General features: G+C 47.9%; 16 protein-coding genes and 1 pseudogene. 5 read left to right on the top strand and 12 right to left on the bottom strand.

Annotated features, from left to right (window positions below):
* Window positions 1-260: 260 nt before the first annotated feature.
* The 3 genes from AB1757_15935 to AB1757_15925 all read right to left on the bottom strand — a co-directional run bounded on the left by AB1757_15935 (window position 261) and on the right by AB1757_15925 (window position 3,495).
* On the bottom strand, window positions 261-932 hold the full coding sequence (locus AB1757_15935) for a DUF4253 domain-containing protein (GenBank protein ID MEW6128530.1): 672 nt from the start codon (window positions 930-932) through the stop codon (window positions 261-263).
* A gap of 150 nt (window positions 933-1,082) precedes the next feature.
* Window positions 1,083-1,709, bottom strand: a complete 627-nt coding sequence (locus AB1757_15930; GenBank protein MEW6128529.1) for a hypothetical protein — start codon at window positions 1,707-1,709, stop codon at window positions 1,083-1,085.
* Window positions 1,710-1,962: 253 nt separating this feature from the next.
* Window positions 1,963-3,495 (bottom strand): sigma 54-interacting transcriptional regulator, encoded by a 1,533-nt coding sequence (locus tag AB1757_15925; GenBank protein ID MEW6128528.1) that lies wholly within the window; start codon window positions 3,493-3,495, stop codon window positions 1,963-1,965.
* Between the two features lie 435 nt (window positions 3,496-3,930).
* On the opposite strand from AB1757_15925, the gene glnA reads away from it, so the two are divergent.
* On the top strand, window positions 3,931-5,334 hold the full coding sequence (gene glnA, locus AB1757_15920; GenBank protein MEW6128527.1) for a type I glutamate--ammonia ligase: 1,404 nt from the start codon (window positions 3,931-3,933) through the stop codon (window positions 5,332-5,334).
* Between the two features lie 419 nt (window positions 5,335-5,753).
* Here glnA and AB1757_15915 read toward each other — a convergent pair whose 3' ends face one another.
* From AB1757_15915 to AB1757_15880, 8 genes are all read right to left on the bottom strand, one after another.
* On the bottom strand, window positions 5,754-6,494 hold the full coding sequence (locus AB1757_15915) for a hypothetical protein (GenBank protein MEW6128526.1): 741 nt from the start codon (window positions 6,492-6,494) through the stop codon (window positions 5,754-5,756).
* Window positions 6,495-6,742: 248 nt separating this feature from the next.
* Window positions 6,743-8,341 carry an ammonium transporter gene (locus AB1757_15910; GenBank protein MEW6128525.1) on the bottom strand — a complete coding sequence of 533 codons (1,599 nt, stop codon included), beginning with the start codon at window positions 8,339-8,341 and terminating at the stop codon, window positions 6,743-6,745.
* A 215-nt stretch (window positions 8,342-8,556) separates the two neighbouring features.
* Window positions 8,557-8,895, bottom strand: a complete 339-nt coding sequence (locus tag AB1757_15905) for a P-II family nitrogen regulator (GenBank protein MEW6128524.1) — start codon at window positions 8,893-8,895, stop codon at window positions 8,557-8,559.
* A gap of 88 nt (window positions 8,896-8,983) precedes the next feature.
* A complete protein-coding gene (locus AB1757_15900) occupies window positions 8,984-10,459 on the bottom strand; it encodes an ammonium transporter (protein ID MEW6128523.1) in 1,476 nt (491 codons plus the stop codon).
* 27 nt (window positions 10,460-10,486) lie between these two features.
* Window positions 10,487-13,189, bottom strand: coding sequence for a [protein-PII] uridylyltransferase (gene glnD, locus AB1757_15895; GenBank protein MEW6128522.1), 2,703 nt, complete (start codon window positions 13,187-13,189; stop codon window positions 10,487-10,489).
* 489 nt (window positions 13,190-13,678) lie between these two features.
* Window positions 13,679-15,949 carry a molybdopterin-dependent oxidoreductase gene (locus AB1757_15890; protein MEW6128521.1) on the bottom strand — a complete coding sequence of 757 codons (2,271 nt, stop codon included), beginning with the start codon at window positions 15,947-15,949 and terminating at the stop codon, window positions 13,679-13,681.
* Between the two features lie 225 nt (window positions 15,950-16,174).
* Window positions 16,175-16,774: a TetR/AcrR family transcriptional regulator gene (locus AB1757_15885; GenBank protein MEW6128520.1), complete on the bottom strand. Its 600-nt coding sequence runs from the start codon at window positions 16,772-16,774 to the stop codon at window positions 16,175-16,177.
* Window positions 16,775-16,862: 88 nt separating this feature from the next.
* Window positions 16,863-20,087: a cytochrome P450 gene (locus tag AB1757_15880; protein MEW6128519.1), complete on the bottom strand. Its 3,225-nt coding sequence runs from the start codon at window positions 20,085-20,087 to the stop codon at window positions 16,863-16,865.
* A 373-nt stretch (window positions 20,088-20,460) separates the two neighbouring features.
* On the opposite strand from AB1757_15880, the pseudogene AB1757_15875 reads away from it, so the two are divergent.
* A pseudogene (locus AB1757_15875) lies at window positions 20,461-21,168 on the top strand (choice-of-anchor V domain-containing protein).
* Window positions 21,169-21,189: 21 nt separating this feature from the next.
* On the opposite strand, the gene AB1757_15870 reads toward AB1757_15875, so the two are convergent.
* The gene (locus AB1757_15870; GenBank protein MEW6128518.1) at window positions 21,190-21,330 is read right to left on the bottom strand and encodes a hypothetical protein; all 141 of its coding nucleotides are present in this window, start codon (window positions 21,328-21,330) and stop codon (window positions 21,190-21,192) included.
* Window positions 21,331-21,347: 17 nt separating this feature from the next.
* Between AB1757_15870 and AB1757_15865 the strand changes: the two genes are divergently transcribed.
* Genes AB1757_15865 through AB1757_15855 form a run of 3 tightly spaced genes read left to right on the top strand, consistent with a single transcriptional unit; the run spans window position 21,348 to window position 22,415 of the window.
* Window positions 21,348-21,800 carry a hypothetical protein gene (locus AB1757_15865; GenBank protein ID MEW6128517.1) on the top strand — a complete coding sequence of 151 codons (453 nt, stop codon included), beginning with the start codon at window positions 21,348-21,350 and terminating at the stop codon, window positions 21,798-21,800.
* Window positions 21,797-22,003, top strand: a complete 207-nt coding sequence (locus AB1757_15860; protein MEW6128516.1) for a hypothetical protein — start codon at window positions 21,797-21,799, stop codon at window positions 22,001-22,003. Before AB1757_15865 ends, AB1757_15860 begins: the two co-directional genes overlap by 4 nt.
* Before the next feature lie 13 nt (window positions 22,004-22,016).
* Window positions 22,017-22,415 carry a hypothetical protein gene (locus tag AB1757_15855; protein MEW6128515.1) on the top strand — a complete coding sequence of 133 codons (399 nt, stop codon included), beginning with the start codon at window positions 22,017-22,019 and terminating at the stop codon, window positions 22,413-22,415.

The raw sequence follows: 22,415 nt of genomic DNA, 5'->3' as shown, positions 1-22,415 counted from the left end.
GTCCTTGAGGAGTTGGTCAATCAGGTCAATATTAATAGAAGAAGATTCTTTAGTCATAGTCCCTCCAATCGTAGAATAAAAACTCTACGGGTCTATGACCGTTTACACAAAATTTTTTACACCCTCTTTCATAAAAGATTTTACTTGCATCCCCATATGTGCCTGCAAAGTAGGCAGAGAAACTCCGGTGCAGGTCGTTGTTATGCTAGCCTTATTAGCCAGCAGTTCCTTTCTGTAGAACTACCTCTACTTTATTGATTTCAGTCCCACCACAAGAATACATATTTTGATGTGTATAACTCATTGGCGAGCAGATTGATGCCCATCTTTGCTTCAGGTAGGTCTGGGCATAATTCCCTCGCCGCCTTATACAATTCGGGGTATCTTGCTTCTCGCCTTAACCCTACTCCTTGCTCTACGCTATCAGGACATAGATCATAGATGGCTTCTGCAAATTGACATAAGTTTTCAGGCAATTGCTGGAATTGCAAGGCGACCCAATCGCCCGCAGCTCCAACGACAGTAAACTGGCAGAACCTTTCCCAGTCTTTGAGCTTAGCAATAATATCTTCTGTAGAGATATCATAATTAGCACCATCCGTCTTCTTGATGTGCAGGATTTCATATTGACTAGTTGTCTTTAGAAAAGCGACTTCGTACTGCTTAGCCAGCCGATTACTTTCGCGTTCACTCCAGAAGGCTCTATATCCCAGTGGTATCAATTTAGGCAGTAGCTTGATTATCACCATCTCTGCCTGATCCCCATCTTTAACAAATACAGAGAGGCCATCTACTTCTTGAGTTTGGAAATCCTCAGTGTATCCCAACAATCGCATCAGAGGGCAGCCAGTTACAACTTTGATCAAACGGGATACTTCTGGATCAAAGCCAATTCTGAGAGAAAGCTGATATTCATCTTCGGATAGTTTCATTGCTTCTCTTCCGATCAAAGTCCGCAGTGCTTACGTAGGTCTAACGCCCGGCATAACCGGGATGCCGAACGGTACTGGAAGAAACCATTAGAAATCCGCTTCGGCGGCTCCGGTCGAACACCTTGTTAGGCAGCGGTGCCGCGGTTTCAGCTATGCCACGGTCAAGATTAATCCAACTTCGTTTTCCGTTGCACATTTCAATGCTCTGTAGCTTGCTTGGATGTCGATATACCGGTCTCCCTGAAACTTTGATTCCAATTGACCCTTCAAATTCTTCGTCATTAGCCTTTGTAAGCTTTCACATTCATCAAAAGTCCAGTATCCGATTCTGAAAACGCCATCTAGTGATCGGTAAGGATAGTGCATCCCCTGCCTCCCAATCCCTCTACCTGCCAGCAGATGTTCCCAATACTCAAGAGCCATCGCCCCACACTGTGCCCCAATCAGCTCCTTGTGCTTTTCATACCTTTGCACATATAACATAGACCCTTCGGCTTCTTGTAGCAGATCAGGCCGGATACCATCGCAATAAGACCCATAGAATAAGTCGATCATTCGGTCAATGGTGTCAGCCTTTCGTTGGGTTTCAGCAAGCAGAGCCGATTCTCCGGTTTGAATAACTTCCAGGATGAGTTCGGAGACTCCTGGCACTAATTCTTCAGGGTAATCTTCTATGAGAGTGTGATACCACGCTATGAACTCACTTAACGGAGCGTTTAGAAAATGTGTTGTGATACCATCCGCAGCTCCCAGCCAAAACTGAACACGTATTCCCATTGGAGTATCTCTTATTTACCGCTCACGATTTTAGCTGCCTAAATGAATTAGGCGTTGGCTTCTTTTGATATAAATATGGAAAGTTTTATCTATATCTATAAAATTCCATCTGCCAATTGATGGTTTTAGCTATCTATATCGTATTAACCGAAGTATGGTTCTTATCCTGATTGATTTACGGCGCAGAGTTTATTTCTGAATAGCAAACCTGTCAATCGAAAATCTATCTGAACCATAGGCGTTGGATTCATCCTCAACGGAAGCGGCGGCAATCAATGCCGTATTTCAGGACTTTGTAACCGAGAATGCGTTCGGTGGTGTCCAGCAATTTCGCGGCGCGTGAACGATTGCCACGCACGGTTTTTAAGGCATCCTGAATGATGTCCTTTTCAAAGGCTTCAATCGCCGCTGCCAAAGACAACCGCGAAACCGTGCCGCTCTCCGACGCCGTCTGCAAAGTCGGCGGCAGGTGATGACCGTGCAATACCTGTTCATCGCAAACTAATATTGACCGTTCGATACAGTTTTCCAATTCGCGAACATTGCCGGGCCAATGATACGACGTCAACATATCTATCGCCGGTGTCGAAATGCGTTTGATGTTTTTGTTGTGTTCGCGGGCATACTTCTGCAAAAAATAATCCGCCAGCAATAACACATCAGGCTTGCGCTCCCTTAGCGGCGGCATAAAAATCGTGAACACATTCAAACGATAATAGAGGTCTTCGCGGAAGGTGCCTTCGGCAATCGCTTTTTCCAAATCTTTATTGGTAGCGGCAATCAACCGCACATTCACGCGAATCGTCTCGGTTCCGCCCAGCCTCTCGAATTCTCGTTCCTGCAAAACTCTCAGCAATTTCACCTGAGTCGATAAATTTATATCGCCGATTTCATCCAAAAATAAGGTGCCGCCTTCGGCTAACTCAAACCGTCCTTTCTTGCGGGTGTGCGCGCCCGTAAAGGCGCCTTTTTCGTAACCGAACAGTTCCGCCTCAATCAAGGTCTCAGGCAAAGCCGCACAGCTTACTTTGATAAACGGTTTTTTGGCGCGCAGCGAATTGTAATGAATCGCATGAGCGATTAACTCTTTACCGGTTCCCGATTCGCCGCGAATCAACACGGTGGTGTTGGTGTGGGCGACCTGGGCGACCGATTCATAAACCTGTCGCATGGGTCCACTGTTGCCGATGATATGCGAAAAATCGTAGCGCTCTTTGAGTTCCTGCCGTAAATGAATATTTTCATCGACCAGCCGCTGGCGTTCGGCTTCGATGGCATGTTGGGCTTTGATGGATTGGGCGATCATCGAAGCGGCGACGCGCAAAAATTTTACCGAGCGGTCATAATCGCGATTGCTTTTATAAACCAGATTGACGCTGACCGCGCCGACCGGTTTGCGATTCAACAAGACCGGCACACAGATGAAGGTCAGTTCGTGTTTGGCTAAATCTTTGCGATGCGAGGCGCGTTGTGAAATTAACGGTTCGCGGCTGATTTGCGGCACCACGACATGTTTGCCGCTTTCAAGCACCCGCGTGGTTATCGCTTCACCGAGCAGAAAGCGATTGGCTTGGCTGGTCAGGCTGATGCCGTTGGTGGCTTCGATTTCGCGCTCGCCGGTTTTTTCATTAATCAAGGTGACGGCGCTATGAATAAAGCCGTGCTGGCGTTCGAGAACTTCGAGGGCGCGATGAAATGAGGCTTTAAGATTGCTCACGCCTGAGAGGGCTTGGGAGATTTCTAAGAGGGTGGAGAGCTTTTTGATTTCGTCGGTTTTATCGGTCATTCGGATTTTCTCATTATCGGCTTACAATTTTGTAAGTTTGTCTTCTTTAATCGACAGCATTGTATGATTAAGCCCTACAGGTTCGTCAAGCAGCGAACCCCGGATAACCCGGTGTCAGGAAAAGCGAAGATTTTTAAACCTTCAACTATTTCAAACCGGTGTAGCCGGGAATTATGGCTCATGACGATGCCTGGAAAAAAGACAAAATTGTAGATTATCAAAATCTCATCGTACAAAAATGTTTGTCGGATTTGCAGCCATCCAGCCATTGAATCACCCGCATTGACAAGGCAATTGTTGAAATCACATTTGTTAAAAAAAATTTAAGCAATTTTCTCAGGTTGGCACAGGCATTGCTTTTTCAGGTGTACTTAATGAAGCATCACCTGAGAGCAATCCTTTGAAATTTAATATTGAATCTAAATAGGAGAAAGAATGAATCCAAAAACTGTTTTGAAATTTGCCGCCGATGAGAAAGCGGAATTTGTCAGCGTGCGTTTTACGGATATGGTCGGTTCCTGGCAACACCTGTCGTTTCCAATCAGCGAATTGGATGAAGGCTCGTTTGAAGGCGGGTTCGGTTTCGATGCCAGCAGCATACGCGGTTGGGCTGCGATTAACGAAAGCGATATGTTGCTGATTCCCGATCCGTCAAAATTTTATATCGACCCGTTTTTACAACGAAAAACTCTGGTTTTAATTGCCGATGTGGTAGACCCGATTTCCCGCGAAGGCTACACCTTCGACCCGCGCGCGGTTGCCAAAAGAGCGCAAAGCTACCTGCAATCGACGGGCGTTGCCGATACCTGCTATTTCGGACCCGAAGCCGAATTCTTTGTTTTCGATAAAGTGGTTTTTCATAACAACAACAACTCCTGCGGCGCGACCGTCGATAGCGCCGAAGGGCATTGGAATTCTGGCTCGGAAGGTTCAGGGTACACCATTCGCGCCAAAGAAGGTTATGTGCCGGTTGCGCCGCTCGACACCTTGATTGATTTGCGCGCCGATATTTCCGCCGAACTGAAAACCCTTGGCATCAACGTCGAATGTCACCATCACGAAGTGGCGACCGGCGGACAGTGCGAAATCGATTTTCGTTACGACACGCTTTTGCAAACCGCCGATAACCTGATGCTTTTTAAATACACGGTGAAAAATGTCGCCAGACGATATGGCAAAACCGTGACCTTTATGCCCAAACCGCTGTATGGCGATAACGGCAACGGTATGCACTGCCACCAGTCTTTGTGGAAAGAAGGGAAGCCATTGTTTGCCGGTGACGGTTATGCAGGAATATCCGAGATGGCGAAATTTTATATCGGCGGGATTTTAAAACACGCGCCGGCGCTCGCGGCGCTGACTTCGCCGACCACCAACAGTTACAAGCGGCTGGTTCCGGGTTTTGAAGCGCCTGTGAATCTCGCCTATTCGGCGCGCAATCGTTCGGCTGCCGTGCGCATCCCGATGTTTTCACCTAGCCCGAAAGCCAAACGTCTGGAAGTGCGGTTCCCGGATGCCTCGTGCAATCCGTATCTGGCATTTTCAGCATTGTTGATGGCGGGACTTGATGGCGTGCAAAACCGCATTGATCCGGGTGAACCGCTCGATAAGGATATTTACGATTTGCCAGCCGAAGAACTCGCGAAAGTGCCGAGCGTGCCGGGATCGTTGGATGCGGCGCTGGCGGCGCTGGAAGCCGACCATGAATTCTTGCTCAAAGGCGGGGTGTTCAATGAAACCTTGCTCAAACGCTGGATTGAATACAAAACCGACCGTGAAATCAACGCCGTTCGCATGCGTCCACATCCGCTGGAATTCCAACTCTATTACGATATTTAAGCTTTGTTTGTCCCAACCAACTCGACCACGAAGTTTACTAAGCAGGTAGACTTCGTGGTTATTTTTTTTTAGCAATAAATTTTATGCGAAGAAAGATTAGAACATCTTAACTGGATTTTCACGCATAACTGATTTTGGCTAAAGCCGCTTTCCAGCCTGTCTATTATCCACTATAGCAGTTTGCAAAACTATTTCCTCAACAGCGGCTGAGTAAACTCAATCGCAAACCGCCCTGGTTCAAGCAAGTGGCAATTCATCAAATGGCTAATACGAATTTGAAATGCTTCAAATGATTGTTTCCAATGAGTCGCTTGCCGGGAATTGCCTGTGAAGAATTGCTTCCAAATTTCGGCAATAAAAAAAGGCAACCACTTCCAGTTGAATGAAGCGGTTGCCTGAGAGAGTAGTATTTGAATGGGTTAAAAAGTGATGCCGTAATAGAGAAACAAAGCGTTGTTTTTGCGCCCTTCATTGCCGATGCTGTATCCGGCATAAAACAGGCTGTTTTTCGGGAGCGAAAAAGCCAGTCCCGGTGTCGCGTATCCGAAACGATTCGCGCCGCTGAACCAATCGGCAACGAAACTGACTTTCGGATGAATCGGTTGTTCATAACCGACAATCGCCCCGGCTTTAACGCCGATAATCGTGCCATCCTCGCGGATTGATCCTTTATCGCGCCCCAACAATCCATAAGCGCCGCCAGTGAGCCTAGGTCCAAATTTACCTGAGACTTTCTTGCTCACGTTGCTGTAAATCATCGCAAAACTGTCTGTGCCGGTGGTATTGGCTATCGGCAGATAACCGATAGCGCCAACCGAAACCGTCACCGCTGATTTTTCATTGGCATAAGCTTGCCATTTGATGTTGGGCTGAAATTCGACGGGTTGATCGGGCGCAAGCGTATCTGTAAACGCGACATTCGCGCCGACTTCAATGCCTTTGCCAAGTCCGAAAACCGCGCGCGGCACATAAGCTTGAAATCCGCCGTTTTTATGGCTTTCAAAATGGCTGAAAAAATCAAACTCCAGATAGGTCTTTCCTTTGGACACCACATCAGTTGAGGGAATATTAAACAGCGTCGATTGAGCGCGAGTCGTTTGGTTGGTGATGACGGTTAAAATAATCAGGAAAAAAATCGAAATGAGAGTACGTTTAAACATTTGGTGATTGCCTCCTATGCGTTAGATTTGCGTTGCACCTGCGAAGTGACGACCAGCGAAGGACAATCTGCCAAACGAATGCTTGCAAAAATCTTCTTTGTAGATTTACACTCGGAAAGCAATTGTGCTGACTACCCAACAGGTGTTAGCGCGTTTTGTGATTGGGACGCTTCGGGACGATGTTGCCGCATCACCCTTAAAAAAGAAGCGTCCCTTACTGATTTCGGATAAAAAATCCTCCTTAAAATTTACCGGGTTTCTTCGATTAAAGCGCCTGAGAGTTCCTTTTCGGCTGCCGCAGTCGCCGGTACAGGAATTAAATAACTGCCCAGTTGACTGCCTGACGACAGTTGGAAATCGGGATAAGCCAATGCGCCCATTTCCGGCAAATCCAAGCCACCGATTTCGGCTTCGGCATCCACACGATGACCCACCAGTTTGTCCACCAGTTTGTAAATCAAATAAAAACTGATGCCGACAAAAATGATGTTGGTGAGCGGCCCGATGACCTGTGCAAGAAATTGTTTGGCATCGCCGTAAAACAAGCCGCGAATGCCGCCGGTGACGCCATTGTAGCCATCGCCATAAGTGCCGTCGGCGAACAACCCCAAAGCCACAACCCCGAAGAAACCGCAAACCCCGTGTACAGAAATTGCGCCCACCGGATCGTCCACTTTCAAAGTTCGTTCGATGAAGAGGATGCTTTCCACCACAAGAATTCCGGCGATTGCGCCGATGATTACGGATGCCCAACTGGTTACAAAAGCGCACGGCGCGGTGATGGCAACCAATCCTGCAAGCATGCCGTTTGACATCATGCTGGGGTCAGGTTTGCCTAAACGTTTCCAGACATACATGCCACTGACTAATGCGCCCGACGCCGACGCCAGCATGGTATTGACCGCAATCACACTGACGCGCAAATCGCCACCCGCGAGGCTGCTTCCGGCGTTGAACCCGAACCAGCCAAAAGCCAGAATGAAAACCCCAAGCATCGCCATCGGTAAATCATGACCGGGAATCGCCACCGGTTTACCATCTGAGGTGTATTTGCCAAGCCTCGGACCAATCAGTTTTGCGCCAATGAATGCGGTAACGCCGCCGGTCATATGCACGACGGATGAGCCGGCAAAATCCACGAAGCCATGACCCATTCCGAAATTGGTGCCAAGCGTAGCGAGCCAACCGCCGCCCCAAACCCAGTTGCCAAATATCGGGTAGACCAGCGCGCCCATAAAAAACGAAAAGAGAATGAAAGCAGAAAATTTCCAGCGTTCAGCCATCGCGCCAGTCGGGATGGTGGCGGCAGTGTCCATAAATACCATCATGAATAAAAAGAGCGCGAACACCCCGACATCATAAGCTTCGCCGCCTAACATAAACCCTTTCATGCCAAACAGCCCAAGAGTTTTCCCGCCAATCTCAATGGTAAATTCCTGATTCAAGACCGAAGCGACGCTGCCTAAAGCCGGGGTTGAACCGATGCCGCCCATCATCAGACCGAAGCCGCATAACCAGAATGCCAGCATCCCGACCGCGTAAACCAACATATTCATCGCCATCGTGTGCGCCGCGTTTTTGGCGCGAGTGAAGCCGGTTTCTGCCAGCGCGAACCCGGCTTGCATGAACATCACCAGAAAGCCTGCGATTAAAACCCATATAAAGTTGATAGCGATTTTATTGTGACCGACGGTGGCGGCGACTTCATCAAGCGTCGGTTTACCGGCTTCTTCTGCGGTAACGTCATTTGCCGAACCGGTATTGCCACCGGACGCATCGGCAACCGGGGCAGGCGGCGCGTCAGCTTCCTGTGCTTTAACCAGCGGACTGGTTGCCTGCAAAGTCATCCAACCTAAAAATAATGAAAATAACAACACCAGGACTTTACCCTTGGACATAAATTCCTCCTCTTCGAGATTTTTTTAATGCGGAAATAAAACGGACGATGAAAACTTTGTCGAAACCGTTGGACAAGTAACTGAGCATTTACCCGGTTGCCGACACTGAATTTGGAAAATGTAATAACCGTTGAAACGCTTGGCGATACGAACGACGCCCGACTTTAAATAGCTCCAAGTCCATGTTCACCTGTGCGAATGCGTATGGCTTCTTCGACGGTGAAGACGAAAATTTTGCCATCGCCGAATTTGCCGGTTCGCGCCGTTTTGGTGATAGCGGCAATCGCGTCTTCCAGAATTTCATCATCGATGACCACTTCGATTTTTACCTTTGGCACGAATTCAATTTTGTATTCGCTGCCACGATAAACTTCGGTGTGCCCTTTTTGTCGTCCGAACCCTTTTACTTCGTTAATCGTCATGCCTTGAACGCCCAGCGTTTGCAACGCATCCTTGACACTTTCGAGCAAATGCGGACGGATAATCGCTTCTATTTTTTTCATGATATTCTCCTAACCAAACTGATGATTCACGCACAAACCATGAGCTTATTGCCATTCAGTCAATAACCATAAACTCCGGGACAAACTTTCATTCGTTTACAGCCTGCGAAGCGGTGGCTAAACCCGTATTGATTAACCCCACAGAGGTGCGCTCGGCAGTGATTAAATCGAGGTCAAAGTTATAGCCCTCTTCACCGTGCTGGGTTAAATCAAGCCCCTGTAATTCATCCTCTTCGGAAACTCGCAAACCAATCACCAGGTCAACCACTTTTAAGATGATCAAGGTGCCAACCGCGCCCATCGCCACAGCGATCAACGAAGCGATCAACTGATTCAATAACTGCTTGCCGTTGCCATCCAGCAAACCAACCGGATTGCCGCTAAACACATCATTAACCGCCTGAGTGGCAAACACCCCCGTCAACATCGCGCCGGTAAACCCGCCAACGCCATGCACCCCGAAAGCATCCAGCGAATCGTCATAACCCAAGCGTTTTTTCAATTCGGTAACTGCGAAAAAGCAGACAATGCCAGCCACAAAGCCGATAACCAACGCCGCCATCGGCGTCACAAATCCCGATGCGGGGGTAATCCCCACCAACCCTGCGACTGCGCCCGATATGCCGCCAAGCAAAGTCGGCTTTCCATGCCGCAGCCATTCGACGATTAACCAGCCAAGGGTTGCTGCCGCCGCGCCAAAATGAGTTGCGACAAATGCCGAGGTTGCAAGTTTGCCTGCCGCAACCGCGCTCCCGGCATTGAAGCCGAACCAACCGACCCACAATAAACACGCGCCAATCGCACTGAGCACCAGACTGTGCGGCGGAAACGGATTTTTGGGATAGCCGATGCGTTTGCCGAGAAACATTGCGCAAACTAACGCGGAAAATCCCGATGAAATATGGACAACCGTTCCACCTGCAAAATCAAGTGAAGGAATCGTTCCGCCAAGCGCCGGAAGCGCCAGCAATCCTTTCGATCCCCAAACCATGTGCGCCAGCGGAAAATACACCAGGGTTGCCCAGAGTATCGTATAAGCCAACATCGCGCTGAATTTCATGCGCTCGGCAAAGGCTCCGGTGATTAACGCCGGGGTGATAATTGCAAACATCATTTGAAACACCATGAAGGTTTGGTGCGGAATGGTTGCCGCATACGTTGAATTGGGATCACCCGAAACTCCTTTGAGAAACAGATATTCGAGTCCGCCAAAAAATGGCGTCCCTTCGGCAAACGCAATGCTGTAACCGTACACTGCCCAAAGCACAGTGATGACTGCCATCATAATGAAACTTTGCATCATGGTTGCCAGCACATTCTTTTTTCTAACCAATCCGCCATAAAACAGCGCCAGACCGGGTCCGGTCATCATTAACACCAGCGCCGAACAAACCAGCATCCAGGCATTGTCTCCGGCAGTTTGGGCGCTGTTGGTTGCGGCTTCCAGCTTTGCCAGTAATTCCTCAACCTGTGGGTCGGTTGGTTGAGCAAACGCCAATGGGGAAATGACCATTACCCATAGACACAGGCCGATTAACCTCTGAATCGAATTTGTATTTTTCATAGCCGAGTAACTGAAACCTTTCTCAAATTATTGCTGATTTTCATTCAACGTATTGAGTATGGTTGTTTCAACAAAAGGTAAAACTTCGTTTGTCAACTTCTCACCGAAATTATTGGTGATGTAAAAAATATCGAGCGCCAGATTTTTTTCGGTTGCCACTTTAGCGAATACAATATCCAAATCGAGAGATGCCAGCGTACTGGCGATTTTATAAGCCAATCCCCAACGGTCACTGGTGCGCACCTCCAAAATCGTGCAACGTTCGGAATGCGTATTGTCCCAGGTGATTTTTGTCGGTTTGGCGCTTTCCCGTTTGCGCTTTTGCATCGGTGATTGACGATGCGCCTTCAACCGTTTATCGACTGCCGCCGCCACATCCAACTCGCCGCTGAGTGCCTGTCTGATGGTTTTATCAATCTGTTCCCAACGCGAAGGTTCAATAATCGGTTCGCCGGTCATATCGCGAACCTTGAATGAATCAACCGCCAACCCATCGGTTCGGGTGTTCAAGCGAACGCTGAGAATATTGATGCCTTTGGCGGTCAACGCTCCGGCAATCGCTGCAAACAAGCCGGGTTGATTGCGCGAACACAAATGTAAATCCGTAAAGCGGCTTTGATGATTGACGTGCCAACTGGTATTAACCGGATTTGTCCCCAGCGTATGCGAAAGCCGAATGTGTTCGACAATCGTGGTTATCGGCGTGGTGTTCAGATATTCGCCGGTCAAAGTTGCAAAATGTTTGGCAATGGTTTCCTCATCAATATCTCTGGCAAGCAGCCGGGCAACTTTTTGCTGTCGCGGCTCCGGGTCTTTCTTTGCCGGGTCTTCAATCGCTAAACAGCCACGCGCCTTTGCATAGAGTTCCCAGAGCAACGTATCTTTCCACTCGTTCCAAACCCCAGGACCTACGCCATTGATGTCACCATAAGTCAGCAGAGTCAGCATATTCAAATTGTCAAGCGTACCCATCTGCGCGGCGAACTCTTGAATCACCTTATCGTCGGCGAGATCACGACGCTGCGAGATATAAGACATCTTCAGGTGTTCGCGGATGAGAAAAAGAACCTGTTCGGTTTTTTGCGATTCGAGATGTAACCGGGCGCAAATTTTCTGGGCGATTTTTATGCCTTTTTCGGTGTGCCCGCCGCCTAAACCTTTTCCGATGTCGTGAAGCAATAACCCTAAATGTAAAATCGCCGGGTCAGTGATTTCAGCATAGATTTTCCGGTAACGTTCCAGCTTGGTCTCTTGAGAATTCGCCAGTAAATCCAGGGTTTCAATGGCTCTGAGCGTGTGTTCATCAACTGTATACCGGTGATAAAGGTCGTGTTGAACGAGACAGGTGATGCGCCCGAATTCCGGCATAAATTTGCTTAAAAATTCATGGTCGTGCATCAGCCGCAAGCCGTTGGCGACGCGCCCTTTCAGTCGCAGAGTTTTTAAAAAACCTTGCGAAGCAATCGGCGAAGCGATGAATCGGCGGTTAATTTCCGGCAAACTCTGCTGAATGCTTTCCTGCACTCTCGAACTGAAATTCATGCCGATTGATTGCGCGTAATTGAACGCCTGCATCATTCGCGCTCCATCAATTTTGAGGACGGGCATCTCAATCGACTCGGAAAAATCAAGCGCCTGATTGCGCGCCACAAATCCGCCATTCACGCTTGGTGTGCGACGCTTTCGGAACCAGAATTGATATTCCGATTTTTTGGTGGCGCGATTGAGTTGCGATTCGGTCAAGCGTTTGAGGTTGCGGGCGTGCAGATAATAATCGCGCATGAAAATTTCCGAAGCCTGCTGTTTATCGGAATTTTCATAACGTAAATTCCGCGCCACCTGCTGTTGCAGATCGAACGATAATAAATCGCTTTGCCGCGAGGTTAAAAAATGCAGATCGTTGCGAACCTGTAACAGAAAATCGTATGCCGAATTCATCAGCCGGGCTTCGCGTTCGGAAATAATTCCGGCGCTCACCAGTTCCTGAAGCGTTCGATAACCATAAGCAATCCGGCACGCCCACATCAAATAATGGAAATCGCGCAATCCCCCTGCGGTTTCTTTAATGTTGGGTTCCTGCACGCAAGCGACTTCGCCGAATTTGTTGTATCGCGCTAGTCGTTCGCTCATCAATTCAGCGAGCAGTTTGTCTTTCTGTTTTTCAAAGACCTCTTTTTCCAACCTGTCGGTTAAGGTTTTAAATAGCGCGTGATTGCCAAATAACAACCGCGCATCCACCATTGAATTTCTCGAAACGATGTCGTCTTTGCCGATGGAGATACTTTCCTTCAGGCTTCTCAGACTGTGTCCGACGGTGAACCCAATATCCCAGAGCGAGTATAAAATTTCTTCGCTGAGCTGAGAGATGGTTTGGGCTTTCGCGCCATCCTGATAGAGAAACATCAAATCAATATCGGAATGCGGCGCGAGTTCCTGTCGCCCATAACCGCCAACCGCAATGACCGCAAATCCCGGAAGCGCCGTTAAACGGAATTGTTCATCGACCACCCGGCGACTGATGACGCGAATCAACAGGTCAACAATCAGACTGCGAGCGCGAACAATTTCTCTGCCGCCGATGCCGAACCGATGGCGAAACCAGAGTCGTTGGGTTTCCGTCTTGATAAATTTTTTGAGCGCGTTCAGCCGCTCAACCGAATTATGCTGACTTTCGATTCGGTGTAACTTTTCTATGGCATGCTGCTCAATCGTCGCTAAATTAAATTGCATTTGATTTAGGCTCACGCAAACGAACTGCAAAGTTGATGCCAAACAATGAAATCAGCTATTGATTGAGAAAATCTCTTTAAGTTTCCGTGTTTTAGCGTCATCCGCTAATAAAAATGCGAGGTTCGCCGGATTTGAAAAATGACAATAATGTAGGTGAGAAAATTTATTGTTACAAAAATGTTTTCTCGGTTTTGTGATGGTTTCTCTGGTTCATTGATCAACAGGAAGGGGATTCACCAACCCGAAAAAATCTTGTGATTGGCGATAAGTTAATTTAATGGGTTGGATAATTCGCGCTACCCATGCCGGAAATCCGTCGAGGATGAAAGCGTTTCATAAATTCTGCTTTTCAGCCGATAAATAAAACCGGGAATCAGGTGAGCAGGTTTCTCCGATTGCCTGACTCCCGGTTTTGCCGGGTTACAAAAATGTATATGAACCAAAAGAGCTATACATTTATGTCGGATTTTTATCCTTCACAAAATTGTCTTAATCACCGACCGCCTGTAATCTCACGGGAACGAATTTATGATAAGGCGTACCGGCAATCGGGTCACAATCTTCCGCTGAGGTCAGCGTATTGAGGTTGACCCCTGTGCGTTGACGTTTGCCATTGCCCATCGAATACTCCAACCCATACCCGTGAGGCAAGGTCACCATCCCGCGACAAAGCGTATCATTGATTTCTACGCGAACAATCGCCGCACCTTTTTTACTCTCACATTTGGCAAGCCCGCCATTTTCCAAACCCACGATGGCGGCATCATCCGGGTGAATTTTCAATGCGCCTTCCGGGTCGGTTTTGCGCCAGCGCGGGTCGCGATAAATCGTGTTGGCGTTATACGAACGGCGTTCTCCGGCAACCAGTATGAAGGGAAATTCGGTTGATGGCTCAGGCTGTCGCTGTTCAAGTTTATCCAACCCAACAAGCAGTTCGGGAATTTCAAGGTGAATGCGACCATCATCGGTTTTCAGAAAACTCCAGGACTCTTCATATTCATTGACGCTGAATACCACACCCGAATGCGAACCGATGATGGCGTTAAAAAGCGTTTCACCGAGCATTGGTCCATCGCCCGTGTGACCTGCGCGTTTAACCGCTTCCGGGTGTTGCGCCGCGAATTGATGCGCCGTCGCCCACAGAAAGGCTGCCGCCGCCGCGCCTTCCGGCAACGTTTTACCGAGCGTTTCATATAAAATAATCGGCGCATATTCGAGCCATTCGGGATGTTCTTTCAGCGATTTTTTAAACGCCATCGCGAATGGCAATCGCCCTTGAACGGCGGCGGCTTCGAGTTCAGTGAAGGCGACAGGAATTTCATCCATTGCCCGAACCAGGCGTGTATAGATTTCGCATTCCGGCAAGCTGTTGCCGAGCGGTTCAAATAAAGGTTTACGCAAATGAAAAGCATTTTTCGGAAATTCCAGATTGAAAAAAGTGGCTTCCCATTTTTCAAATTGCGATGAAGCGGGCAAAACATAATCCGCCATGCAGGCAGTTTCGGTCATCGCGACATCGATAACAACGAGCAAATCCAACTTCGCAAACGCTTCACAATACGCCAGCGTGTCCGGCATGGTCACCAAAGGGTTGGCGCTATCAACAACAAGCCCGCGAATGCGACGGGGATGATCGGTGTTGATTTCCGATGGCAGGATGCTTGGCGGAAACAGGTTGCCGATGGCAGGGAATTGATTGACCTGTGTGCGTGATTTGCCATCAGGTGAATGCCCGATTAACGGAACCAGTGAGGTGTGTAGATTGATACCGCCGGGTTTTGCGAAATTCCCGGTGATGAGTGAAAGCAGGGCGCGCGAATAAGCATTCAAGGTGCTGTTTAAGGTTTGCTCAATGCCGAGGTCAGTGCGCACGCAACAGCTTTTGGCGTCGGCTATCAGTCGCGCAGCCCGATAAACATCTTCGAGATTAACTCCGGCGCGTGCGGCATAAACTTCTACCGGAATGTTGTTGAGTGCCTCGCGAACCGTTGCAAATCCGGTTGTGCGCTCTGCGATGAAATCTTTAGCTTCACGGTTTTCACGCACAATGATCGACAGCATCGCCAATAACAAAAAGGCGTCGGTTCCGGGTTTTAATTGCAGATGAATATCGGCAAGTTTGGCAGTTTCGGTTTGGCGCGGGTCAATGACAATCATTTTTTTGTCAGGGTTTTTATGGATTTCCCGCAAAACTTCGCGCGCATTGCGAATGCCATGTGATTGCCAGGGGTTGGTGCCGATGAAGACAACCACTTCGGCATTTTCGATATCTTCGGCAGGGTGGCAGTTCTGTTTGCCGTAAAGTTTGCCATCGACCCAAAAGCCCCCGGTTTTTTCCTGCGACAAAGCGTTGTAATAATTCTGGGTTCGCATCGCCGAACGCAGACATTTTGCAAAGGGACCGCCGAGGTGATTTCCCTGACCGCCACCACCGAAAAACGCCAGCGAATGACCGCCGAAGGTATCGCGTAACTCGACGAGTTTAAGGGCGACTTCACTGATGGCTTCATCCCAACCGATTTCTTCAAAGGTGCCGTCAGGTCGTCGTCGTAACGGATGAGTCAGACGGTCTGCATGGTTTTGGTAATAATTTAACCGTTGGGCTTTTTGACAGAGGTAGCCTTCGGAAACCGGATGGTTTTTATCGCCGCGAATTTTGGTGATTTCACGTCCGCTGATTTGCACTTCGAGTCCGCAGTTGCGGCTGCATAAAATACAGGCTGTGGGATGCCAACTATTGCTCTCTAAGGTTGGATTCATACGACTCCTTTTAATCAGGTGAGAAGAGAAGACCGCGGAGATTGATTAAAACAATCTTCAATTCTCAGGGGTGAAATAGATGGACGAACGAAAGCGAATTGCTTACCTAGCTCATGATTTCGCTGTTGTAAAAGTCATTTGCGAACAATTCCTCCATTCGCCCAATTCCTTTAATTGCATTTGGCAAAGAGCAGCCGGTTTTGATAAACCGGAATAAGCAAACGATTACTTCCTGACCGTAGTTTGTTCGTCGTTAGCGATATTTAATGCCGCCTGGCGACAGGCTTTTAAAATGTCGTTAGAGAATTTTTCATCATCGACGGCGCGAGCCAGCATGACCCCGCCGATTAACTGAACCAGAATCGCAATCGCTTTTTCATTGGTTAAGGTGTCGGATTTCGCCAGATATTTGCCTATTGTCGATTGAAATTGTTTTAACCGTTTTTCGTAATGCTTGCGGGTCGTTTGGCTGCCCCGCACAACATCGGCGGTTAAAGAAGGAAATACACAACCTTCGCCGGTCATATCTCTGTGGGTTCGACTCAGGTAGCCGTAAATGAGGTTAGTTAAAATATTGGAATCATCGGCAACCTGAACCTGAGTTTTCAGTTGATGGCTGCGCTGGTCAAATGCCGCGACCAGTGATTCGGCAAACAGCGCTTCTTTGGAATCGAAGTGACTGTAAAACCCACCGGCGGTTAATCCGACCTCTGCCATAATGGCATCGACTCCAACCCCATCATAGCCGTGCTCGCGAAACATTCGACTGGCAGCCGCCAATATCTTTTTACGAGTCGCTTCGCGATGTCCCTTGGCATAACGCATGGGGGGTATAGTATTACGTTCGTAATATAAAGGTCAAATAAAAATTTCCGAAGAATCGAACGCTGGAATTTAGGGAATGATTTTTGATTTAGCTGGCTGCCCAGACATCAACCAGATAGCGATTCTGACTGGTCAATTCAGCGACCCAACGAATGGCGGATTGCAGATTTTCACCGGTCTTTTCCGCATAAATTGCCGCGAAAGTATTTTGCACATCGGGTGCCATGCGGCTTGCATCGCCGCAAACGTAAATCACTGCGCCGCGTGAAATCAGTTCCCAGACTTCATCGCGCTGCCGGTAAATTTCATCCTGCACATAACATTTTTTCTGAGACTCAAGGCGCGAAAAAGCGGTTGATAAATTGGTGACGCCGCTTGCAACAAAGCTCTGCAATTCCTCGGCGTAAATAAAATCCTGTTCCGGGTGACGACAACCAAAAAATAACAGTGATGCGCCGATGGCGATTCCTTGTGTCTTCAATGCCGCGCGCTCTTGCAGGAAACCGCGAAATGGCGCAAACCCGGTTCCCGGACCAACCATGATAATCGGTGTGGTTGGATCAACCGGCAAACGAAATGCCGATTGGGTATCTTTGACGAAGGCATAAATCACGTTGCCTTCATGTTGATTGCTTAAATAATTGGAGCAAACGCCGAAAAATTTTCCCTGCCCGGAACGCGCTTCACCTTCGATAACTGCAACCGTTATGCTACAGGCTGTCGGATTCACCAATGGTGATGATGAAATCGAATAATATCGCGGTCTGAGCGGCGATAACATCTCAAGGTAAATTTCAAAAGGCAAATTGCAAGCCGGAAAAGCTTCAAGCAGGTCAATGACGGATTTGCGTTTTTGCAAAATGTCTTCACGATACCTCGCGGCGCTCACTTCGTCATCGCCAATCAGCGCCGCGAGTTTGATTTTTTCAGGCGGACACTCGTTGTACTCGACAAGCTGTTTGATTTGTGAGCGGGTCGCGACCTCCTGCAATTCAACATAATCGCTCAACACACGATAAACCGAAATGGATTGGTCGACCGGTAAAAAAGTTTTGCGATTGGTATTGCGCCGCAAACGAATAAACCCATCTTTGGTAAACCCGAAACGCGATGCCACACGTTCAACAATCTGACGGCTGTTATGCGGAATGACGCCGAGGTGGTCGCCTGCTTTATAAGAAACCGATTCCGCCAATCGTAATTCAAGGTGGCGGGTTGAACGTTCCGAAGCCTGCGCGCCGTTCTTGCAATGCAATTCGCGATTAACCAGCACTGTCATCGGCGAGGCGTTGAAGGAATCGACAAACGGCGACATCTGTTCGGCAGGCACGACTTCAAGCCTGAACAGTTGTTTTGCGCCTTCGTCAGTCATCGGCGCAATATTGAATTCTTTGGCGACTGCAACTCTGGCGGGTTGATACCATTTTCGGAATTGCCCGTCGAAATCATCTTTCATATCGCCTTCGCCGTGTTCAATGAGTCGTCTGGCGCCGAGCCTCGATAATCGTTCATCGATGAATCGCGGAATTGCCTGAAAGGTGGATGCCCAATCGCGATTGCCACAGCCGAATACCACATAGGTGACGCCCGCCAGTGCATCATTTTTTAGCTCAGGATTTTTCAACCATTCGCAAAATTGCGCGGCATTATCCGGCGGCAAACCGTTATATGAAGCGGAGGTGATGACTACTAAACCTTCTTTCGGTAAACGTTCGACATAATCATCAAGCGGCGCAACCTTGACGGCGAAACCATTGTCTTCGCCATCCTGCGCCATCTGCCGCGCAAGCTCTTCGGCGGTTCCCATGTTTGAACCAAAGAGGACGAGAAGCGGCGTATCATGCTGGCGTCGCACAGCGGTTTCCGATGTTATTTCGCTTCTGCTGATTTCAATGGCATCACGCTCAACCATTTTGCGTTCTTCGGGCGTTCTGTGCCGCGCTTTAATTTTGAAACCGTCGGGTTTCATCGTCAGGGTCTCTTTAATTTTTAACTGATAGCGGGTGTGGTCAATCAATTTGAAGCGTTGCAAAATCATTCCGAGTACGAGGGTGGCTTCCTGCATGGCGAACTGTCTGCCGATGCAGGCGCGCTGCCCGTTGCCGAAAGGTTTATAAGCATTGGCTGGACGTTTCATTTCATTTTCAGGCGAGAAATTATCCGGGTTGAATTGTTCAGCATTTTCGCCCCAGATGCTTTTATCGCGATGCAGCATGGGAAGCAGCACCGAAAGCGTGTGACGGTGTTTAACTTTGTATTTGCCGCCAATCACCGTGTCTTCGTAAGGGTAGAGCGAGAACGCCGGAGCCGTGGGCCATAACCTGAGCGTCTCTTTTAAAATTTGTGAAATGTATTGCAGCCCGTTGACCTCCGCGAAGGTTGGTTTTCGCGAAAGGTTGCCGCCCAACACCCGGTCAACCTCTTCATACGCTTTCTCTAATATTTCGGGATGCTTGAGCAGCGCGTAAATCGCAAACGATAACAAGCCGCTGGTGGTTTCATGTCCGGCAATTAAAAAGGTGATGACCTGATAACGAATGTTCAGGTCGTCTAATCGTTCGCCGGTTTTTCGGTCAACGCCGGTGAGCATGTAGCTCAATAAATCTGCTTTGGCAGTTAAATCTTCGCCGCTTGCTTTGCGGTCTTTGATGATGTGGTCAACCGTTTCATTCATGGTGCGAACATCGTTTTGCAACTGGCGGTCGCGACTCTTGCGCATGAGATTTTCCATTGGCACATCGCGCAACTCGTCCATTGTGATGCCCAGTGCCTGCGCCATCGAACAGACAAACGGATGCTCTTTATCGTGATAGAAAGAATTGAAGCGGAAATTAAAACCGCTCAAGCCAATGGTATCTACGGTCAGTCCGGTCATATCGCGAACCACATCTATCTCTTCTTCGGGGTTGAGGCGTTCCCATTTCAACACCAGTTGTTCGGCAATATCGAGCATCATCGGGTGATAACTCTGCATGGCTTTATGGCTGAAATTGGGAAGCAGAATATTATGAGCTTTTGACCAGTTGGGTTCCGAGGTTTTGGCGGTAAATAATCCGTCACCGCTGAAGCGTCGCACCAGACCGAGCGCCCCGCGAATACTTTTATCGAAACGTTTTTCATCGCAAATTTCATTGACCAGGTCGTAACCCGAAACGATGACGGTCACGCGACTGCGAATATCCAGGCGAAAGATGGTGCCGAGTTCGCGGGCGATTTTCATTAAATCCTGAACCGGCGTTGAGGCGCTTAACGCCAGCGCATTGCCTAACAGAAAAGTTTTCGGTGGTTGCGGAATTCGTTCATACGTAGCCATGAATATCCATCCTCTAATGCGATAAGTTTAAATTAATAAATTGTGGTTTGAGTAAAATCCGAGAAATCTACGCCGAGGATTATAACGCAGTGATGCTTAAATTCAGAGTTGAAAGAAAAAATTAAGCAATGGATTACTGGACTTTTAAATGCAATGAGTTTAGATTCAATCCAGCTTAACAATCCGCACGCTCACTAAAATTCAGGAGGATGATATGATGACCTCTCAACCGATTAAACGGATTTTGCTTTGGATTTTTATTGGTGGAATAGGAATACTCCTATTCCATTCATTGTCAACAAGAACTTCATTTGCGAAAGTAACATTTCCCATTCCCAGCACAGGCGCGCCGGATGAATGAACCTGTTCATCAGCAGGGTGTCACGATGGAAATCCGAATACCGGAGACGGGCAGTTTATCGTTGAGGCTCCCAGCGTTTATGTGCCGGGTGAAACTTATCAAATTCGCGTGAGCCACCAAACCACTGACCTGACAAGGAAACGTTGGGGATTTATGGTGACGACAATAAAAAAGAAAAACCAGGCGGCAGGCTCTTTCCGGGAAATCGATCAAACAACCAATCACACAACGATTCTCGATGGATTCACACATAATCGTGAGCACATGTCCCAATCCTTAACCGGAAGCTATGAAGGGCAAATCAATCAGGTAAGCTGGACATTTGATTGGATTGCTCCGGGAAGAAATATAGGCGTCATCCGTTTATTTGCAGCAGGACTACAGGCGGATAATGATGGCACACGATTGGGAGATCAAACCTACACCAAAGAACTCCTCATTAATCCAACCAGTGAAAGTTTAACCCCGAGTATTTCAGGCGTGCTTATTTTCGGAAAGCGATTGGAAGTCAGAGGCTTGAATTTTGATGATGGTGTAAAACTGTTCATTAATGGGCAAAAACAGAAATTAGCTTTTTTGCAGGATTTGCCACCGGTTGTGTTACTGGTTTCAGAAAAAGCCGGGAAAAATATCGCCCCTGGACAAACTGTGAGCATACAGGTTAAAAACCCGGACGGAAAAATGTCCGACCCCTTTATTTTTATGCGACCACTCGAATAAGCGTGTTCCTTCAAATACGTTTCAGGGGCGAAAGCCACGCCTCTTGATGCCGATTTGTGTGGGCAATAACCCATAAGCGGTCTCAATCCAATCGCACAAAATCGGGCGGGTGTCGCGTGGGTCGATGATCTCTTCGATGCCATAGGCTTCAGTGTGTTGCAAATTTCATAGGACATAAAATGGCGTTACCAGATTTCAATAGTGAAGGAGATTTACCGGAAGGCGTGTATCAATCTACCTTTGATGAAGTTGTTGAGCGATTTGGTCAAGGTACGCCACAGCGTCAAATTGTAGCGGAACGTTTTAAGCAAATCTTTAAATTGGCTCAAACGACAGGCAAGCTTGAACGATTGGTTATTTTCGGCAGCTTCGTTACCGCAAAGCCAGACCCTAATGATATTGACATCATTCTTGTGATGCGCGACGATTTCGGAGAGCAAGATTTTGATGCCGACGAGTTTCCGGTATTTGACCATTTGAAATCCCAGCAAAAGCTGGGTGCGAGTCTATTTGTAATTCGACCCGCATTTTTAATTGGGGAAACAATTGATGAATTTGTTGCACATTGGCAGGTGAAACGCGATTTAAGAAAGCGTGGAATTATTCAACTCATCTTTGAGGAATCACAATGATTGCAAATGACATTGAACTTCAAGCAACGCAAGAGCGCATAGCGTTTTTTTATAAAACCGTTGCCAATATGCGCCTCAAGGCAACTCCCGAAGAATATCGTCTTTTTTCAAGCAGCTATCTGGCAGAAATAGACAAAATGCACGCTGAGGTTATGGAGTACCTGAAAAAGCACCCAGGAGAAACTCCGGCAGAAGCGGCGTAATTATAAGGGGGCTATGACTACAATTGATGAATTCCAAAGTAAAATGGGGGAGGGACTTGAAAGAAGAGGTCTTAGAATTGATCAGTGGACTGATGCACCCCGTCGCTCGAAACATCTGCTCAAAATAGATACTACACAACCCTCTACAATTTTATATGTTAAAGAGGGGAATGGTACAAAAGCATTTTGGGGAATAACCAAAAACCAAATAGAACGCCTTAATCAAGCATCAATAAAGTGGTTTGCCATCCTGTTGTTGAATAGTAGCAATGCGGGGTATGTTTTCTCTTCCGAAGATATGAATAAACTTATTGGGGATTGTACCTTATCTCAAGGAGACTATAAGGTAAATAATCCTAAATCCAAATATGAATTTAAGAGCATCGAAGATCTTCTAAATCGAATATTATAA

The organism is Acidobacteriota bacterium (genome assembly GCA_040754075.1).
Classification (GTDB): Bacteria; Acidobacteriota; Blastocatellia; order UBA7656; family UBA7656; genus JBFMDH01.
The sequence above is the reverse complement of the archived record's forward strand: the minus strand, read 5'-3'. Positions and strand labels throughout refer to the sequence as shown.

Excerpts from the sequence above, each read along its gene's own strand:
- AB1757_15885 (MEW6128520.1), bottom strand. The coding sequence starts at position 16,774 with ATGCGTTATGCCAAGGGACATCGCGAAGCGACTCGTAAAAAGATATTG.
- AB1757_15905 (MEW6128524.1), bottom strand. The coding sequence starts at position 8,895 with ATGAAAAAAATAGAAGCGATTATCCGTCCGCATTTGCTCGAAAGTGTC.
- AB1757_15900 (MEW6128523.1), bottom strand. The coding sequence starts at position 10,459 with ATGAAAAATACAAATTCGATTCAGAGGTTAATCGGCCTGTGTCTATGG.
- glnD (MEW6128522.1), bottom strand. The coding sequence starts at position 13,189 with ATGCAATTTAATTTAGCGACGATTGAGCAGCATGCCATAGAAAAGTTA.
- AB1757_15915 (MEW6128526.1), bottom strand. The coding sequence starts at position 6,494 with ATGTTTAAACGTACTCTCATTTCGATTTTTTTCCTGATTATTTTAACC.
- AB1757_15855 (MEW6128515.1), top strand. The coding sequence starts at position 22,017 with ATGACTACAATTGATGAATTCCAAAGTAAAATGGGGGAGGGACTTGAA.
- AB1757_15930 (MEW6128529.1), bottom strand. The coding sequence starts at position 1,709 with ATGGGAATACGTGTTCAGTTTTGGCTGGGAGCTGCGGATGGTATCACA.
- AB1757_15865 (MEW6128517.1), top strand. The coding sequence starts at position 21,348 with ATGGCGTTACCAGATTTCAATAGTGAAGGAGATTTACCGGAAGGCGTG.
- AB1757_15910 (MEW6128525.1), bottom strand. The coding sequence starts at position 8,341 with ATGACTTTGCAGGCAACCAGTCCGCTGGTTAAAGCACAGGAAGCTGAC.
- AB1757_15880 (MEW6128519.1), bottom strand. The coding sequence starts at position 20,087 with ATGGCTACGTATGAACGAATTCCGCAACCACCGAAAACTTTTCTGTTA.
- AB1757_15860 (MEW6128516.1), top strand. The coding sequence starts at position 21,797 with ATGATTGCAAATGACATTGAACTTCAAGCAACGCAAGAGCGCATAGCG.
- AB1757_15890 (MEW6128521.1), bottom strand. The coding sequence starts at position 15,949 with ATGAATCCAACCTTAGAGAGCAATAGTTGGCATCCCACAGCCTGTATT.
- AB1757_15935 (MEW6128530.1), bottom strand. The coding sequence starts at position 932 with ATGAAACTATCCGAAGATGAATATCAGCTTTCTCTCAGAATTGGCTTT.
- glnA (MEW6128527.1), top strand. The coding sequence starts at position 3,931 with ATGAATCCAAAAACTGTTTTGAAATTTGCCGCCGATGAGAAAGCGGAA.
- AB1757_15925 (MEW6128528.1), bottom strand. The coding sequence starts at position 3,495 with ATGACCGATAAAACCGACGAAATCAAAAAGCTCTCCACCCTCTTAGAA.